Source organism: Larkinella rosea (assembly GCF_003858635.1).
GTDB lineage: Bacteria > Bacteroidota > Bacteroidia > Cytophagales > Spirosomataceae > Larkinella > Larkinella rosea.
Genome location: NZ_RQJO01000008.1, coordinates 1043777 through 1060002, shown reverse-complemented (window position 1 = coordinate 1060002; position 16226 = coordinate 1043777). Strand labels below are relative to the sequence as shown.

Genomic DNA, 16226 nt, shown 5'->3' with positions numbered 1-16226 from the left:
GATGCACCCGTTGGCGCACGAAAACCACCGAGAATAAACAATAAGCCGTTCTCAGTGAATACCTAACAGACAGCGCCAACGGTTTACGCAGCTCTTTCGATTTCACTCAATAGATTTCTGGCATAAATTTTTAGTCGAATGCCGTTTTTGGCTAAACTTAAAGTAACTTAGGTAGCTGAAATACAGGGAGTTTTTTACGTTCTATTGGTTACTGTGAATAGAAGTCCGTTATGAAACGATATCTCACGCTCCTGCTGCTGATTCTGTCGATAGCCAGCCGCGCCAATTCCATCCTGATTCCGATGGACGACCGCCAGAAAAACCATCTCAAATCATACGGTATTGCCTATTTTGTCCTGAAAGCCGGGCTGGAAGTCGACTGGCTGCTCAATTACCGGGGCGGTAGTTTCATGATCAAGCACAGCCCGACCGTCGAAACCGAATGCCGGGTTCGGGGCATTTCGTTCGAGATCATTTCGGATGCCGATGCCAACACCATTCAACAGCAGATTTCGAATCCGGACCTGAACATGGCTTCAGTCAAGCTGGTGTCGGCGGCCCGCATCGTGGTGTATTCGCCGATCAAGGTCAGCCCTTCCGAATTTGAAAACACCGATGCGGTTTTGCTGGTGCTCAAATACGCCGAAATCCCGTTTGAAGTGGTTTACGACGAAGAAATCCTGCGGGGCGATCTGGCCAAATACGACTGGATTCACCTGCACCACGAAGATTTTACGGGTCAGTTTGGCCGAAATACGCGCCGGATGTCGGTTGAAGATGTGAAAGCGCAGGAAGACATTGCCCGTAAATTTAATTTCCCGAAAGTTTCGCAGATGAAGTTGGCGGTTGCCAAGAAAATCCGCGATTTCTGCGCCGGGGGCGGTTACATGTTCGCCATGTGTTCGGGCGCCGAAACCTTCGACATTGCGCTGGCGGCCGAGGGTGTCGATATTGTGAGCAGCACGTACGACGGCGACGGCGTCGATCCGAACGCCCAATCGAAGCTCGATTTCAGCAAAACCGTTGCTTTTCAGAACTTTACGCTGGAACTCGACAACGGCTATGGCGGCATGGCGTTTTCCGACATTAATAGTTCGGCGGGGCGTTTCGGGGGATGGGATCAACCTTCGGGGTATTTCAACCTGTTTAATTTTTCGGCCAAATGGGACATGATTCCCGCCATGCTGGTTCAGAACCACGAATCGAACATCAAGGAATTTCAGGGGCAGACCACGGCGTTCCGCAAAAGCACCGTCAAACCGAACGTGCTCGTGATGGGCACCAGCCCTTCGTCCGACCGGTATATTTACGGCGAAGTAGGCATCGGACAATGGACATTTTACGGCGGGCACGACCCCGAAGGAACGCGCGGTGGCGGCTGGAAAATGCCCACCGACCTGAATCTGCACCCCAATTCGCCCGGTTACCGGCTGATTCTCAATAACGTATTGTTCCCTTCGGCGAAAAAGAAAAAACGGAAGACGTAGGCTGCCCGTCAGAAACTTCCTGACCAGTCATTTGGTGAACATAGGAAGCGGGTTGAGCGGATGTCCGAAGAAGTTTTTCGTGATTTCTTTCGTCAAAAACCAATGAAATCCCCGGTTTGGCAACGCTTTCCGGTTTGCCTGCAATTGCTGTTGATCCAGCCCAAACCGCAGCACCCCCAGCGAGACGTCGATCCAGTCGGCTTTCCGAAAATTCTCGACGGTTTTTTGGTGGTTTCCCCGGTAAGGACAGATTTTATGATGCCAGTAAATCATCGCTGAAATTTCGTCGATCCAGTCCGGTTTCCCGGTTTCTGTCAGGTACATTTTTGCCTGCGCAATCGACGGATCGAGGTAATCGATGGTATGGTTTGTCCAGATGCCGATGTCATGAAACACGGCGGCCAGGGCGTATTTTGCCTCATCGTTTTGGTCATTACCCAGCAACAGGCAATTTAGAAAAACCCGGTAAACGTGGTTTCGGTAGCGTTCATAATCGACGCCGATAACCGGTTTAAATCGTTGGAATACTTCTTCAATCAGGGCGTGCGGATAGCTCATTTGCTGATCGGTTGATGGTGTGTATTTCCGGAACAGTTGAGCAACACACCTTGGATCAGAATCGTTTGCGGGTTTGGCTCACTTCCATCAGAAAATCGCCTGAATCGTTTCATCCAACTCGCTATCCTTCAAAAACGCCTATTTCTTTCGCAGCCAGATACTTCCGCCCGGATTGTTGAGAAACCGGGGCATGTGTTTGGAGAACCAGGCCGAATAATTCTGCTGCATGAACGAATTGAAAAACAGGATTTCAAAATCGTGATTATACATCAGAAAATTACGGAGCATGTAACTTTCGTTCCAGCCGAAACCTTTCCAGCCCAGCACCCATTCTTCCGGGTATTCGAACGGGTAAAAAATGTCGTGAAAGTGAATCAGAACACCGCTTTGCAATCGGGGCAGAATTTCAAAAAAGATGTAATTCACGTCGCTGCCGGTTTTCGACACGTGCGTCGAATCCACGAAGAACACATCGTTTTTTTCCAGTTTCTCGAACCCCTGCAACGGGACGGATTGCAGCCGGGACGCTAAAACCGTTGCGCTCGCCCGGTCTTCGTTCCGCAATAAACCATACAGCCGTTCGGGATTGGGATCGATAAAGGTGAATTGGAGCAAACTGTCGAAAAACCGCTCATTCGTGTCCAGCATGGCCGCCGAACTAAAACCGGAACCCACTTCAATAATGCGTTGGGGCCGAAAATGCCGGAACATGGAATGCAGCACGATGGCATCGCCGTAACTGTATAAATCGTTCTCAAAATAGTAACGGAAAGAAGCGTTTTGCCGGTCGGGAAACGGAATTGTGTCGTAATAATCGGCGAATAATTGCAGCAACCGAAACTGGAAACCTTCCCGCAAGTCAATGCCTTTCAACTGATCGGGCTTCGTTGAAAAGAGCGTCGTCCGCAGCGGTTTTAGCTCTTCAATGTTGACAATGGGACTGTAAAAATGCCCTGGCGGATACATGGTGTGGTACTGTTCCAGTTGCAGCCGCATGTTCCGGATGTACGGAATATGGTTAAGCAGAAGTTTGGCGAATGCTTTCATAAAGAGAAAATGGTGTGGATAGAGTATCAATCGATAGCCACCGCTAGCGGGCTATCTTACAGCATCTGATCGGTCTCGGTTAACCGACTTCGAATGTATATCGGCGTTGGGCTGAAAAGGTGAACGGTAGTTGCTCTATTTAAAAATTAGTCGTTGAAAACCGGTCGGCTGTTCACCTTTTGAAGACATTCCCGATTAAGTACTAATCAATAATCACCTGGTCTGTAAAATGGTAGCTTAACCGGTTTTATATTCGAGTATTATTCTGTCTTATGGCCACCCGACCACTACCTGTTTACAAAACCGAACTGGATTTTTACGAGGCACTTCGTCGACGTGAGGAACGGGCGTACCAATTTTTATATGCCCACGTTTTCCCTTCGTTCCAGCACTGGGTCCTGACCAACAACGGTTCCGAAATGGATGCTGAAGATGCTTTTCAAAAAGGCTTGCTCAACTTTCTGCTGAACATCGAAACCGGCAAGTATCAGTTTCAGCCGGAAGCCCGCATTACGACGGTGGCTTTTGAATATTGCAAACGGGTCTGGCTGACGGAGTTGAAATCTGCCCGGCTGCGACACCGTGGCACCCTGCCCGACCATCTGGAACTGATCGATACCGCCGATGTGGAAAAAGATCTGGAACGACTGGATATTGTCTCCGCCGTTCAGCAATCGCTTCACCAGATGAAAGACATTTGCCGGAAACTCCTGGACTGGTTTTACGTCGAGGAAGTGTCACTCCGGGAAATTGCCGAACGACTGAACATGAAGGAAGAGTCTGTTAAATCAAAACGATACCAATGCGCCGAAAAACTGAAGGCTTTTTACCGGCAGACAACTAACCACCAACGCTTATGAAACTCACCGAAGATCAATACGAATTAATTGAAGCGTACTTAAAAAACGAATTATCCGCACCGGATCGGGCTTCGTTCGAGACTGATATTCAGTCCGATGCTGCGCTTTTGGCCGAAGTGGGTCGTCAGCGCGATCTCCGGCTGGGGTTGCGGGCGCTGGGCATCCAGCACGTACTCGAGCAGGCAAGAACTAACTACAAAACCGCCTTGCCTGCCGCCGAACCGGCTCCGAAACGATTAGCGGTTTTTCGGACCTTTGCTGCGTGGCCGTCCTGGGTCGCAGCGGCTTCGGTGGTGGTTGTTCTGGGGGTTGGGTATTATGCCTATCAGCAAACCGCCGGTCGGCAGACCGATCTGGCGTATAATGAAGCATTTAGATCGGATTCGGATTTGATGAAAGGGTTTCCGGCCGAAACGGTTCCGGCCGAAACCCGGATCACGTTCCTGGATGCGTTCAAGAATTACAAAGCGGGTAAATACGACCGGGTGATCGAGCAGTTGAAAACCTTACCCACTGATAAACAGACGATTCATTACAAAAACTACCTGCTGGGCCTGAGCTACCTGGCCAATCACCAGCCCACCGAGTCGATTCCGCTGCTGACCAAAGCGCAGGAAACCCCATCGCCGGAACTCCACCGGAAAGCCGAGTGGTTTTTAGCCCTGGCCTACGTCAAGACTAACCAGAAAGAACAAGCCGTTCCCATTCTGAACCGAATCAGCACGAACAAAGCGAATCCATTTCAGTCGCTGGCGCAACGGGTGTTGCAGAAGATTCAGTAAAGGAAAACCGGTTTATTGATTGTATAACGCCTGCACCTCACTGGCCGACAGCGCCCGTTTATAAATCCGGATGTCATCCATCGCTCCGTAAAAATAATTGGGACTGCTTTGGGACTGCGCTCCGAATTTCAAAGCGCCACCCAGGCAATCGTCGATGGTCGTTTTTGGCAATTTTGTCGTTTCGTAGAGCATCACATTATCAAAGTACATGCGGGCGGTTTGCCCACTGTAAACCATTACCACGTGATGCCACGTATTGAGCTGAAAGCTACTGGTAAACGTAAAGGTTTGCCAGCCAACCCCGCTCTGGCAATTACTGTTCTGTTTGATATCGGTATTGACCACAATCCCCGGAGCGCCGATATTGGGACGAATCAATGAACTATACATCTCAAATGCGCCGTCGCTAAAGCGGGATTTGTTGTAAATCTGCATCCAGCGGTCGACCGTAATCGGTTTAATCCAGATACTGATGGAAAGCGAACCCGGGCGCAGTGAACCGCTCTCTTCCATGTAGAAATAGTCGTTCTGTCCATCCAGCTGAATTGCCGAGTTGGCTTTGCCCTTGCGGTCGGCCACAAACGTCGGATTATCGACCAGCGTCACGTGGTTATTACTCCCGCTACCATCCGATTTTGACCCGTCGGTAAACGAAACCGACGCTACCAGATCCTGCGTCAGCGTATCGACCTGCGTCGTGAAGGATTCCGTGGTGCTGCTGTAAATTACCTCGCCGGAAGCCAGTTTGGCGTAGGAACGATAATAATATTTCGTATTGGGCGTCAGGTCCGTTAGCGGAACGGTAGTGCTCGAACCCACGGTCGGCGTGGCGACTTTCACCGTCGGCGAATTGTTGATGTCGGGTGTAGTTGTCGTGGACGAGTAGCAAACACCGTATTCCGTGGCGGCTGGCGTGCCGGGATTGGTCACGACAAAATTGACGCCCGCCGTTCGAACACTGACGTTGACGGCCCCCGTGCTGTTGAGCGATGGTTTCGAACCCGTCCGAAAGGACTGCACCGGACTGCTGTAACCGGTTCCTTCCTGATTGGCTGCAAAACTCCGGACGTAGTAGAGTGTGTTGGGTTCCAGGTTCGTGGGCGTAAACGTAACCGGCGTATTGATGGGCAGTGATCCGGGATTGGCCAGCACAAAAACATCCGGTTTCCCGCGTTCCGGCATCTGATCCTTGCTGGAATAACAGATGCCATACGTCAGAATAGCAGCATTTCCGACCGATGTAATCGTCATCCCCAGCGTAGCGGCATTGATGGTAATCTCCGTCGCGGGTTGTAAGCTCACCGTCGGCACGGCGGCATCGTTTACCGAAACCGTCCGCAGCAGGATTGTCTCATCTTTACAGGTGTTCGACAGCGTAGCCCGGGCCGAAAATTCACCGGATGCCGGATATTCGTAACTAACCGTTAAACCGGTTGTAACGGTCGAACTGCCATTCCCGAAATCCCAGGTTACTTTGTCAATCGTGCCATTACTTCCGGAAATCGAAAAATCTACTTTTCGTTGCTGAATCTGGGCGTCGAGGTTACCCGCCGGTTTACCACAATCGCGTTGTGTTTTGCGCGAAGGCAACTCCCATTTTTCGCAGCCAGACAATAGCCCTGCCAGAAGGCAAACGAAGAAAAGGTTTCTTAAAAAAGTGGATATAGACTTCATGGTGAGTCAGAAAGATCGGCTGGTGGGATGTAAAATCAGAACGTATACCGAATGGCCAGCCCCCAGGAGTCGGCAGAAGGTTGCCAGTGGAAGGCCGTCTGACGGGGTTTGGGTTTGTGCAGGAATAAATACGCTTCGGCGAGCGTCGCCACGGCGGCTACGCCCAGACAGGCTTTGGACAAACCGCTTTTTTGCCGGGCCGCTTCGGCGGCTGTGTAGGCTTCGTCGTACTGCCGGTACATATCCCGATCGGCGATTATTCCCGTACCATCCGGGTCAGCCTGTTGGCTGATCCCATTCAGCGCCCTTACTTTTGAGTTATAATTACTGCGCAGCACCAGTCCGGCAATACCCGCCCCAACGGCCACGACACCCGTAACTGCCTTCAAACCAATCCGGTTCGGGTAGGTTGGCTGCAGCAGAACATCGATATTCCGGACCTGAATCAGGAGTGTTTCTTTTTTGTTCGCGCTGGCAAACTGGATGGCTGCGGTGTAATTCGTTCGGGCCTCGCGGTATTTTTTCTGGTTAAAAAGCTGATTGCCCTCCCGCTCGTAATGATCGGCAAACTGGCTTTTCGTCAGGACGTCGTCGGGGTTCAGGTTCAGCAACTGGTACAACAGATCGACAACCTGCTGGTTTTTCCCCTGGCTCGCAGCTTCGTCGACTTTCTGGCGAAGCTCCAGCCCGGTGGTGCTGACCTCAATCTGTTTCGTCGCGTATTCGTCGGTTTCAAAACCGGGAACTTCCAGGCAATTTTGATACTGGCGACGGGCTTCGAAGTATTTGCCTTCTTTAAAAAAGTCATCTCCTCTTTTTTTGTAGCGGTCGTATTCTTCGTCGACAACCGCCGGTAGGGTTCGGGCTATCACGCGTGCGGGCGGAACCGTAGCAAAAAACAGGAGCAGGATCAGGATCGAATGGTGTAGGACGTTACTCATGGTATTGGATTACTAATTTGCGCATAGTTTGATTTTTCGTCGCACTTCCTCCGTGTCTTTCAGCGCCTGTGCGACCAGGTACCAGCCTTTTGCCCCTTCAAATTCATCCGTCGCAAAGATTTTATTGGCTTTGCTCATGTAGGAGTTGTAGGCGGTTTCGGCTTTGGCGGTAACTAATCCATGCTCTTTGGCCAGCCCCTGTGCTTTGCTGAACGAGGCAACGGCTTTCACCTTGTTATTGCCGTTTTTAATGGCGTTTATGCCCTCCTCCACCAGCTGATCATATTGTTCCTGTTTTTCCTTCAGCAGCGTTTCTTTCGGATTAACCGCCGGTTCATCCGGTTTTGCGGTTTCGTTCGATGCCCCAAGAAGGTTTTCTTTTGTTGGTTCCGGCACAACCGCACTATCCGCAACCGGTTTTGTTTTCTGGATTTCGGCAAGAGCGGCTGTACGCAACGCTGCAACATCCCGGCGCGTGGGATCGAGCAGCAACGCACTGCTGGTCAACATGACGGCTGTCTCAAAACCTTTCTCCCGGTAGGCATTGCGGGCCTTATAGAGCGCAATGTCAATCCGTTTCGTCAGCGCATCTTTCGTTTCGCCGGGTTGCGGTTTTAGTGGTAATGCCGCCGTACCAACTTCCGGTTTCGTCAGAACCGCTGGAGAATCACCCGGATTCAGTGTTCCCTTTGGCAAATCAGCAGGATTTTTGAAATAAAAAAACAAGGCAATTCCGCCTAAACCGATTGCCACCGGAAGTGCCCTGCGCCACGGAAAAATCCATTTTTCAGACTCGACGATGGCTGGCAAAACCGCCGTTTCTGCGAATATCTGAGTTTGTAAAACCGGTTCAGGGATGGTTTGTACCGGCGTTGCTTCCACCATAGACGCCGGTTTTTTGGCTTTTTTCGGTGCAATCAGCACTGACGGAGCTTCGTAAACGTCAGTTCTTTCCTCCAGGTAAGCATCGGTTAATTCCGACTCCGCAACGACCGGTTTAGGACGAAGCTGCTCCACACACAAGGCCAGCCCCTGAATGGCCCGTTCCTGCGTTGGGTCGAGTTGCAACACCTTTTCATAGCGGTTTTTGGCCAGCCCAAACGCCAGCTGACCCAGTTGATCATCGGCTTCGGCCAGTAAGCTATGAATGTCGCGTTCCTCCAAAACCGCCCGGCACTGGGCCGCGCCCTGCTCGGCTTCGGCGTGATGCTCCCGCTTGGCAAGCACCTGTTCATAGAGCAAAACCGCCTGGCTGAACTGACGGGAATCCATCAGCTTCTGCGCTTCGTCCAGCAATTGCGGGATGCGATCCAACAAATCCAGTAATTCGTCTTCCTTGCGAACGCGCTCGTGAATATCCCGCACCAGACAGCGCCGGATCATCGTTTGATACGGTTCGTTCACCTGATTGAGTTGCGCGGGCAATTCTACCGTGACAATTTTCTTCTCGATCTCGCGCCGGGCCGATTGCTCACTCGTATTTTTCAGGTCCGCCCGAAACGGTTTTTCGCCCGTCAGCATTTCGTACAGAATAATGCCAAACGCCCACAAGTCGAGGTTAAAACTCACCTTGCTGCCTTCAATCTGTTCTGGAGCCTTGTACGACGGCGTTCCCCGGCCGTCGCTGAGGTCGAAATCCGAGCTGTCGAGTTCGTCGTCGCTGACTAATTTACTCAGGCCAAAATCGGCAATCTTCGGAATAAACCGCCCGGCATGATCGCGGGAAATGAGAATATTGGCGGGTTTGAAATCGCGGTGAACGATCCGGTGCCGGTGCAGATGCTGCAACCCGAGCAGAATGCCCCGCGTAATTTCGTAGAGTTGGCCCGGCGTTACGGTTTCGCGCTTTAACAGATCCGCCAGATTGCCATCGGGGTAATATTTCATGATGGCAAAATCGCTGATGCTCGTGTCGGTTTCCAGCCGGTAACAGGCGTCATACCGGGCAATATTGGCCTGCCGGGGTACGCGCTGCGCCAGCTCAACTTCCGCCCGCAGCGATTTGGCGTCATTCCCCTTAAACTCACTGACTTTGATGGCGACCCACTCCGTTTCGAGCTGATCCTCCACCTTAATGACACGCCCGTATGACCCACTGCCCAATTGAGCCCCCTGATCAGTGGGACGAATCGGATAGCGACGTTTAAATTCCTGAAACGAAGTAAACGTTGGGGTCATAGGGTCACACGTAAACTACTCAGTATATATTACTCAGTATTTAGCTACTTCAAAGATAAGACAAAGCCAGATTATCTGAAAAGCGACCGTAAAAAACCGGTGCCTGTTTTCCACGGGTAATCTGTCGGACCAGGGGCGACACGTACCGGTGCAATTCCCGGATCGTTACCATTTTATCGTGATTCCGATCCGCCCGGCCATTCAATCCTTTCAGCAAATAATACGTAAACGTTCCGCCCGCCAGTCGGCGCGATTCCACCGCATTTTCCGTTGACCGGCTGGCCAGTAACATCGCCACATTGCTTCCGGCGCCGGCATTCGTGGTAATGGTTTGTGCCGCCGACCGTTGTTTGGTGGGTTGCGTCATGCTGCCCGACAAACAGGCATCGGCAATGCACAATTTGGTTTGCGCCTTCGACTCATAAAACGCGGCCTTGATGGCCCGATGGGTCAACAACCGGCTGCGGTTTCCGGGAATGACATCATACGGCACAAAACTATCCGGCAGACCGTGTCCCGAAAAATACAGAATGACGCGGTCGTCGGCCCCGGCTTCCCGAAACAGCGTTAACGCCTGTTGAATGTTCGCCCAGGTAGCCTGACGATTGGTTAACAGCCGGATATGCGAAGCGCCAACCTGTCCACCCGGCTTACTTCTCAGAAACTGAACCACCTGCCGGGCGTCGCGATCCGCAAAACGCAGATCGCCGGTCGCATACGAAAGCGCCTGATAATCCGAAATACCGACGACAACGGCATAGGTTTGTCCGGTTTTACCAGCGGTTTTTTCCGCATACCATAAACACAACCCAAGCAGCCAGTAGGTTACCATCTTGTTCGGGGCTCAATGGCCGATTCAGAAACACCGACCGATTCCGTAACACTTTTAATCCCAATCAGATAGCCCGAGTAATTATCCCGGGTCTGATCCTGACACATCGCCACCAGCGACGCAACCTTGGCCCGATCGGGCATGTTGCCCGACAGGATGGTTTCCAGCACGTAGTCGTCGATGTGTTCCAGCACACCATCCGTACACATAAAGAAATAATCGCCCGCCCGAACGTCGGTCAGAAACACCACATCCGGCACCGCACGCGCGGCCTGTTCCAGATTTTCCTGCGAATTGAGAACCACGGCCCGGCTGAGCCGGTTTCGCCAGGGATGCGTCAGCGCCTGCGTCGCGGTAATAATTCCGGCTTCAACCATGTCGTTCACCTGCTTGTGGTCTTTCGTCTGAAAGATGATCTTTCCGTCCCGCAGTTGGTAAATCCGGCTGTCGCCCAGGTGTGCGACGGTTACGCCGTGCTGGTGAAATTGCAGCAGCGTCAGCGTCGAGCCCATGCGATTGACGAGCGGATACCGGCTCAAATAGTCGTGGTAAGTTTCATACACCTGTTCGAGCGCGGCCTGCAAATGCACAATGTCAAAAACCGGGTACCCCATCGATCGCGCGTAATCGGCAACGCCCTGGCACAGCAGTTGACTGGCGACTTCGCCTTTATCGGCTCCACCCATCCCATCGCAAACCATGAATAATTCGGTTTGTTCGTCGGCGGTATGTTCACCCGGATAGAGCGTATCCTGATTGATAGCCCGCTGGCCGATGTGCGAAAAAGCAAAGGGTAAATTGGACAGAATGTGCATGGACTACTCGGTGCGATCGGGGTTAAACGACAATTCAACTTTATAGGTATCGAGCATTTCCGGCGGAATGACAAAATGAGTCAACCGAAAACGATCGACTCCGCCCAGCGTGATAATACTCTCGTTATCAACATCAATCAGCTCCATTTTCTGCAACGCAATGTCGTTGAGCAGGGTGCCATTGAGGCTGTACTGCATCTTTTTCTGATCCGTATCCAGCACGCCATCCTGCAACTGGTAGCGCAGCTGGCCCCGCCATTTGTCGAACGAAACCGTCAGCGTACAGTGTCGGCGGCTGATGAAACAGCGCCCGTTGTGCACAAACCGCTCGACCTGAATCGTGCAGGCATCCGCCGTTCCGATCACGTTCCGGCCCACTTGCAGCGAGTACGTCCGTTCGGGTTTGCCAAGGTACGTCAACCGCCCAAATTCCGGCAACCCCTGCACGATGGTTTCGTTATACTGAAAAGCCGACTGCAACACATTCACCGCCCCGCACCCCACGTGCGAACAGGTAATCGATCCCCGCTCGGCATCGGCCACCCGAACCATAATGCGCCGACCACAATGGTGGCAGGTGATCAGCGTCATTTTAAACCCACTCATCCCCGTTACTCATTCATGTCGTGGACGTCGCCGTCGTTGACGTACGTATCGTCGTCCGGCAGATAGGCATCCGCCACAAAACCGGTTTCGTCGTCAGCTGCGGTGTTCTCCGATACCTCAACCGCATCCGGGGCGGTTTCCGGGGCCGAAGCGTCCGGTTCCAGAATCGAATCGACCACTTCCCGCGACATCGTGTTTTCCAGGTACTGGCCAAAATCATCGTTGGTAAGCACAACCGGTTCATCCAGCCGAACCAGGCCCGTCAGTTCTCCGTCCAACGAGTCGTACTGATAAACCGTATCCAGCCCATCGTTCCCCGTTGCATCCACCACCCGGTAGGTTTTTCCGTCGGCTCCGTCCAGCACCAGTGTATCGATAATGCCATCCTGATCGAAATCAAGACCCATCACCCGTTGCCCATTCAGGTAGCCTTCGATCACCGTTGGCTCGGTTTCGGACGTGACGAGCTGGCTGGCCGAAAGCACCGTCGACGCCGGGCGATAGGCTTTCACCGGTAGTTTTTCGCCGGTAACCATTTCGGTGTATTCCTGCCGTTGCTCCAGCGACAGACCGTCCCATTCTTCTTTTTCAAACGTATTGTACCAGCGGCCGTGCCAGCCGAACACACCGCCCAGGCCGACCTCGGCGCGGGCGGTCGTAAACGCCTGATCAAACGGCATGTCATCGGTTACTTTACCGGCAACGTCGATGTCGACCGGCAAGTCAATGGAAGGAGAAGTCGGTGTGGATGGTTCGTCGGAAGAAGCGGTTCCGCCGGTTTTCCGGTTTTCAATCTTCTGCGCGACGGCCCAGGCCGCTCCGCCCAGCAACATAGCCGCTGCGGTTATGCCCAACACTTTCTTTTGGTTGGTATCCAGGCCGCTTTTGCCGGTTTTCTTTGCTTGAGTCAGCGGAAACAGATCCGTCTGCTGGTCAGTCTGTTCGGAGAATTGTGCCATGTCGTTACGTGTGCGTCAGAATGAAAGATATCGGTATATCGGAGTTGCACGCAAAAGGTGAATGAAAAAATCGTTTTTTTAATGGACCCAAACCGCCTGGCAACGCCGACAGGTTTTCTGCTGCGCCAGCAGTTCCCATTCCCGCGTTCCGAACGAATCGCGGCAGGCCGGATTGGGGCAGCGATAGCGCTCGCGGTATTCTTTATCGATGATTTCCAGCTTTTCATCCGTCGATAAGAGCGTCGAACACAAGGTCGGTATGAGCATACTTAACCCGGCTCCCGACATAATCTGGAGAAAGGGCAAAGCGCCCCCACCCGTTGTCACCACGGCACTGATGCCCACCAGCGACGACAGGATGATGCTCCCCGTCCGGATCATTTTTTCGCGATTGCGGCAATCCTTCCGAAGTTTCGGATACTGCTCATAAACCTGCTGTAATTCGGCAAATTCCGGGGTAAAATCCAGCACCGGTTTTTCGACCGGCGACACGGTTTTTGGCGCTACGGAAAAAGACGGACTGACCTCAACCGGTTTCGCCCGCTCCGAACGGAACAGATCCAGCAATTGATCCAGCGTATATTCGATTTCGGCAAGTCGAATATTATCTTCTTTGTCAATAACCTTTCGGGTAATCCGGATCCCGTTGACGAACGTCCCGTTCTTACTGGCCAGATCTTCCAGCACAAACCGGGTGTCCGTACATTGAATCAACCGGGCGTGTTGGCTACTGATTTTTCCATTCAGTACGACGATGGCGTTATCCGTTTTCCGGCCAATCGAATAGGTCGGAAGATGGCTTAACCCGTCAATCCATTGTTCAAGTTGTTCTTCTTGGAGCGGCACTGCTACAGACTATTGGAAAATATCTACATTACTAATCGTTAGCCAAGCAATATAAACTTATTTAATATATGAATCTATTCTTATCCATGCTGTTTGTATAAACGGTTGGCGGCTGTCTATAACCGACCGTCAGACAAGAGAGAAAAGAAGCGAGATTAACTCATTCCATTAAAACCGATTCGTTGGTTATCTTTTCTCTTTCTTCTTTTGTCTCACTTCTATTTTTCTTCTTCTTTTATAACTGCTTTCAATAAGGTTACTACTTTGCCGGCGGCTTCTTCCAATGTATGATGGCCGCTGCCGGGTATCAATGTAACATAATTTTATGAATCAATTCAAAATCCTTTTTGCCGATTTCAAAAAAGCCGAAGCGGAACGGATAACCCCAGGATTTCTTGTTCGGGATAAAATCAAGTTCATCGATCAGGGGCAGAATGGATACTTCGTTGCCGGCATAAAACCGCACGTTTTGCCGAAACGGAATGAAATCGTTCGTTACGGCAAATTGATAGATGGGGTCTTCATTCACCTGCCCGATGGCCGTAAACGCCTGGCATTTTTCGTCGCGCTCCAGCACTTGTTTGGGCGAATAAAAGAGTACCCAATCCCCGGGTTTCATGCGTTTCAAAGGCGCTTCCTTTCCGTGATTGGCCTGCATAAAACCACCTTCCACGCCCCGTTTGACGTGGTCTTTCGAAGCCACCACGATCCAGTACTTTTGTGCGTTATTCATGCGTTAAAAACGGTTTTAAATCCAGAATGTTAGAGCGGTTTGGCACGGAACCGGTGACGTCCGGCTGAACTTTTTCGGGTCATTCCAAAGTTTACCCGTCAACCGCTCGATTCTGTTTTCCCAACCACTTCGGCGATGAACCTGAAACGCTACACCCCAACCGGCTGCCTGAAGCCTTTTGTGAAGGAATTCCTGATCGTTGAAAGCAGCGTCGAAACCCAAAACCGCCTGTTGCCCGACACCGCCATTGTGCTGGCATTCCGATTCAGCGGAGCGGTTTCCGACCCCACCGAAAACCGCAGCCAATTACCGGTTTCGGTCATCACGGGGCTGCGAAAATCATCGCGTCTGCTGAATTACTCAAAAAACACCGCTACACTGCTGGTGTTGTTTCGGGAAGGCGGTGCGGCCGCTTTTTTCCGGGAACCGCTGCACGAATTGTTCGGTTTCAGCCTCCCGTTTGACGATTTGATCCCGCGCCGGTCGCTGGCGGAACTCGAAGAGCGGCTGGCCGAAGCCCCAACCAACCCGCACCGAATCGCCATGATCGAACAGTTTCTGATTGCGAAGCGACTACGAACCAGCCCGGAACCGCTGATCAATCAGGCAGTAGCAAGCATCAAAACCGCTCACGGAAAAACCGGTATCAAAACGCTGGCCGAGTCGCTCTCGATCAGTCAGGATGCCTTTGAAAAACGGTTTCGACGAGCGGTCGGCACAACGCCCAAACAATTTGCCACTTTGGTGCGGTTTCGGCATTTGATTACGACCCACTCCTCCGACCAGAGTCTGACGGATCTGGCTTACGAAGCCGGTTATTTCGACCAGGCGCATTTCATCAAAGACTTCCGGACTTTTACTGACCAGACTCCGCACGACTTTTTCAAATTGCCCCGCTACTGGTAAGATCACTGATTTTTTACAATTCTCCGCCTTTCGACCGCCCTACTTTTGCGTCGTACAAAAGGAAAATTTGTAAAACCATGCAAACCAACGATCAAAAAAATAACCCGGTTTTCTCCAAATCCGTTTCTCCATTTCCCAAAAAAAGACAACAAGTATTCGGGCACGAAATGGCGTACGTCGAAACCGGCAGCGGAGACCCGATCGTTTTTCTGCACGGCAATCCAACCTCGTCCTACATCTGGCGAAACATCATTCCGCACGTTCAGCCTTTTGGACGATGCATTGCGCCGGACCTTATGGGCATGGGTGATTCGGATAAATTGCCCAACGATGGTCCGGAAACGTATGCATTTGTTGATCACCGCCGGTATCTGGACCAATTTCTGGCAGCACTGTCGATTACGGAACGGATTACGTTTGTGGTCCACGACTGGGGTGCGGCCCTGGCATTCGACTGGGCCTATCGGCATCCAACTGCCGTGAAAGGCATTGCGTACATGGAACCGGTGGTTACGCCCCGCACCTGGAGCGAATTATCGGAAGTCGCCCGGCGCATTTTTCAGGCGCTGCGATCACCCGCCGGGGAACAACTGGTGTTACAGGAAAACTCGTTTATTGAAGTCAATCTACCTGCTACCATTCTGCGCCGGTTGTCGAACGACGAATGGACGGAATACCGCCGTCCGTTTGCCGAACCGGGCGAATCCCGTCGGCCGATGCTGACCTGGGCGCGCCAGCTTCCGATTGATGGCGAACCAGCCGACGTCACCCAGATTGTAACGACGTTCGGCAACTGGATGGCCCAAAATTCGATTCCGAAGTTGTTCATTCAGGCCAATCCGGGCACCCTCTCTGCCGACACGCTGAATTTCTGCCGGAGTTGGCCGGAGCAAACCGTTGTCACCGTACCGGGGCACCATCATTTGCAGGAGGATTCACCGGACGAGATTGGAAGGGCCATTTCGGACTGGCTAAAAAAACGGGAACGCTCCTGATCGGCTG

Annotated in this window: 16 protein-coding genes; 5 read left to right on the top strand and 11 right to left on the bottom strand. The window is 52.0% G+C overall.

The features are described from left to right. Positions 1–230: 230 nt before the first annotated feature. Positions 231–1487 (top strand): asparagine synthetase B, encoded by a 1257-nt coding sequence (locus EHT25_RS13100; protein ID WP_124875141.1) that lies wholly within the window; start codon positions 231–233, stop codon positions 1485–1487. Positions 1488–1514: 27 nt separating this feature from the next. Here EHT25_RS13100 and EHT25_RS13095 read toward each other — a convergent pair whose 3' ends face one another. Together EHT25_RS13095 and EHT25_RS13090 are read right to left on the bottom strand one after the other, a co-directional pair. After that, positions 1515–2045: an HD domain-containing protein gene (locus tag EHT25_RS13095; RefSeq protein WP_124875139.1), complete on the bottom strand. Its 531-nt coding sequence runs from the start codon at positions 2043–2045 to the stop codon at positions 1515–1517. Positions 2046–2183: 138 nt separating this feature from the next. Beyond that, complete coding sequence (locus EHT25_RS13090) at positions 2184–3092, bottom strand: class I SAM-dependent methyltransferase (RefSeq protein WP_229311521.1); 909 nt, start codon at positions 3090–3092, stop codon at positions 2184–2186. A 272-nt stretch (positions 3093–3364) separates the two neighbouring features. Between EHT25_RS13090 and EHT25_RS13085 the strand changes: the two genes are divergently transcribed. Both EHT25_RS13085 and EHT25_RS13080 read left to right on the top strand, forming a co-directional pair. Next, positions 3365–3952: an RNA polymerase sigma factor gene (locus EHT25_RS13085; RefSeq protein WP_124875137.1), complete on the top strand. Its 588-nt coding sequence runs from the start codon at positions 3365–3367 to the stop codon at positions 3950–3952. Next, positions 3949–4734 carry a hypothetical protein gene (locus EHT25_RS13080; protein WP_124875135.1) on the top strand — a complete coding sequence of 262 codons (786 nt, stop codon included), beginning with the start codon at positions 3949–3951 and terminating at the stop codon, positions 4732–4734. The genes EHT25_RS13085 and EHT25_RS13080 overlap by 4 nt, the downstream gene beginning before the upstream one ends. Positions 4735–4746: 12 nt before the next feature. Here the strand turns inward: EHT25_RS13080 and EHT25_RS13075 are convergent, their stop codons facing one another. The 9 genes from EHT25_RS13075 to EHT25_RS13035 form a co-directional block, all read right to left on the bottom strand. Beyond that, positions 4747–6348: a LamG-like jellyroll fold domain-containing protein gene (locus EHT25_RS13075; RefSeq protein ID WP_229311520.1), complete on the bottom strand. Its 1602-nt coding sequence runs from the start codon at positions 6346–6348 to the stop codon at positions 4747–4749. A gap of 95 nt (positions 6349–6443) precedes the next feature. Further along, positions 6444–7349, bottom strand: a complete 906-nt coding sequence (locus EHT25_RS13070; protein ID WP_124875131.1) for a hypothetical protein — start codon at positions 7347–7349, stop codon at positions 6444–6446. Positions 7350–7361: 12 nt separating this feature from the next. Then, a complete protein-coding gene (locus EHT25_RS13065) occupies positions 7362–9527 on the bottom strand; it encodes a serine/threonine-protein kinase (RefSeq protein ID WP_124875129.1) in 2166 nt (721 codons plus the stop codon). 49 nt (positions 9528–9576) lie between these two features. Beyond that, a complete protein-coding gene (locus tag EHT25_RS13060; protein WP_124875127.1) occupies positions 9577–10359 on the bottom strand; it encodes a caspase family protein in 783 nt (260 codons plus the stop codon). Continuing rightward, entirely contained in the window at positions 10353–11174 is an 822-nt protein-coding gene (locus EHT25_RS13055) for a PP2C family protein-serine/threonine phosphatase (protein ID WP_124875125.1), read from the bottom strand. Before EHT25_RS13055 ends, EHT25_RS13060 begins: the two co-directional genes overlap by 7 nt. 3 nt (positions 11175–11177) lie before the next feature. Next, positions 11178–11780, bottom strand: a complete 603-nt coding sequence (locus EHT25_RS13050) for an FHA domain-containing protein (protein ID WP_124875123.1) — start codon at positions 11778–11780, stop codon at positions 11178–11180. Positions 11781–11785: 5 nt separating this feature from the next. Then, a complete protein-coding gene (locus tag EHT25_RS13045) occupies positions 11786–12739 on the bottom strand; it encodes a hypothetical protein (RefSeq protein WP_124875121.1) in 954 nt (317 codons plus the stop codon). A 78-nt stretch (positions 12740–12817) separates the two neighbouring features. Then, positions 12818–13585: an FHA domain-containing protein gene (locus tag EHT25_RS13040; protein ID WP_124875119.1), complete on the bottom strand. Its 768-nt coding sequence runs from the start codon at positions 13583–13585 to the stop codon at positions 12818–12820. Positions 13586–13892: 307 nt separating this feature from the next. Next, on the bottom strand, positions 13893–14318 hold the full coding sequence (locus EHT25_RS13035) for an EVE domain-containing protein (protein WP_124875117.1): 426 nt from the start codon (positions 14316–14318) through the stop codon (positions 13893–13895). 135 nt (positions 14319–14453) lie between these two features. Between EHT25_RS13035 and EHT25_RS13030 the strand changes: the two genes are divergently transcribed. Both EHT25_RS13030 and EHT25_RS13025 read left to right on the top strand, forming a co-directional pair. After that, on the top strand, positions 14454–15224 hold the full coding sequence (locus tag EHT25_RS13030) for a helix-turn-helix domain-containing protein (protein ID WP_124875115.1): 771 nt from the start codon (positions 14454–14456) through the stop codon (positions 15222–15224). A 77-nt stretch (positions 15225–15301) separates the two neighbouring features. Then, a complete protein-coding gene (locus EHT25_RS13025) occupies positions 15302–16219 on the top strand; it encodes a haloalkane dehalogenase (RefSeq protein WP_124875113.1) in 918 nt (305 codons plus the stop codon). Positions 16220–16226 lie beyond the last annotated feature (7 nt).

Bases quoted from the DNA above. Each gene is read 5' to 3' on its own strand.
- EHT25_RS13050 (WP_124875123.1), bottom strand. From the start codon at position 11,780: ATGAGTGGGTTTAAAATGACGCTGATCACCTGCCACCATTGTGGTCGG.
- EHT25_RS13090 (WP_229311521.1), bottom strand. From the start codon at position 3,092: ATGAAAGCATTCGCCAAACTTCTGCTTAACCATATTCCGTACATCCGG.
- EHT25_RS13035 (WP_124875117.1), bottom strand. From the start codon at position 14,318: ATGAATAACGCACAAAAGTACTGGATCGTGGTGGCTTCGAAAGACCAC.
- EHT25_RS13055 (WP_124875125.1), bottom strand. From the start codon at position 11,174: ATGCACATTCTGTCCAATTTACCCTTTGCTTTTTCGCACATCGGCCAG.
- EHT25_RS13065 (WP_124875129.1), bottom strand. From the start codon at position 9,527: ATGACCCCAACGTTTACTTCGTTTCAGGAATTTAAACGTCGCTATCCG.
- EHT25_RS13100 (WP_124875141.1), top strand. From the start codon at position 231: ATGAAACGATATCTCACGCTCCTGCTGCTGATTCTGTCGATAGCCAGC.
- EHT25_RS13070 (WP_124875131.1), bottom strand. From the start codon at position 7,349: ATGAGTAACGTCCTACACCATTCGATCCTGATCCTGCTCCTGTTTTTT.
- EHT25_RS13080 (WP_124875135.1), top strand. From the start codon at position 3,949: ATGAAACTCACCGAAGATCAATACGAATTAATTGAAGCGTACTTAAAA.
- EHT25_RS13060 (WP_124875127.1), bottom strand. From the start codon at position 10,359: ATGGTAACCTACTGGCTGCTTGGGTTGTGTTTATGGTATGCGGAAAAA.
- EHT25_RS13045 (WP_124875121.1), bottom strand. From the start codon at position 12,739: ATGGCACAATTCTCCGAACAGACTGACCAGCAGACGGATCTGTTTCCG.
- EHT25_RS13085 (WP_124875137.1), top strand. From the start codon at position 3,365: ATGGCCACCCGACCACTACCTGTTTACAAAACCGAACTGGATTTTTAC.
- EHT25_RS13030 (WP_124875115.1), top strand. From the start codon at position 14,454: ATGAACCTGAAACGCTACACCCCAACCGGCTGCCTGAAGCCTTTTGTG.
- EHT25_RS13095 (WP_124875139.1), bottom strand. From the start codon at position 2,045: ATGAGCTATCCGCACGCCCTGATTGAAGAAGTATTCCAACGATTTAAA.
- EHT25_RS13025 (WP_124875113.1), top strand. From the start codon at position 15,302: ATGCAAACCAACGATCAAAAAAATAACCCGGTTTTCTCCAAATCCGTT.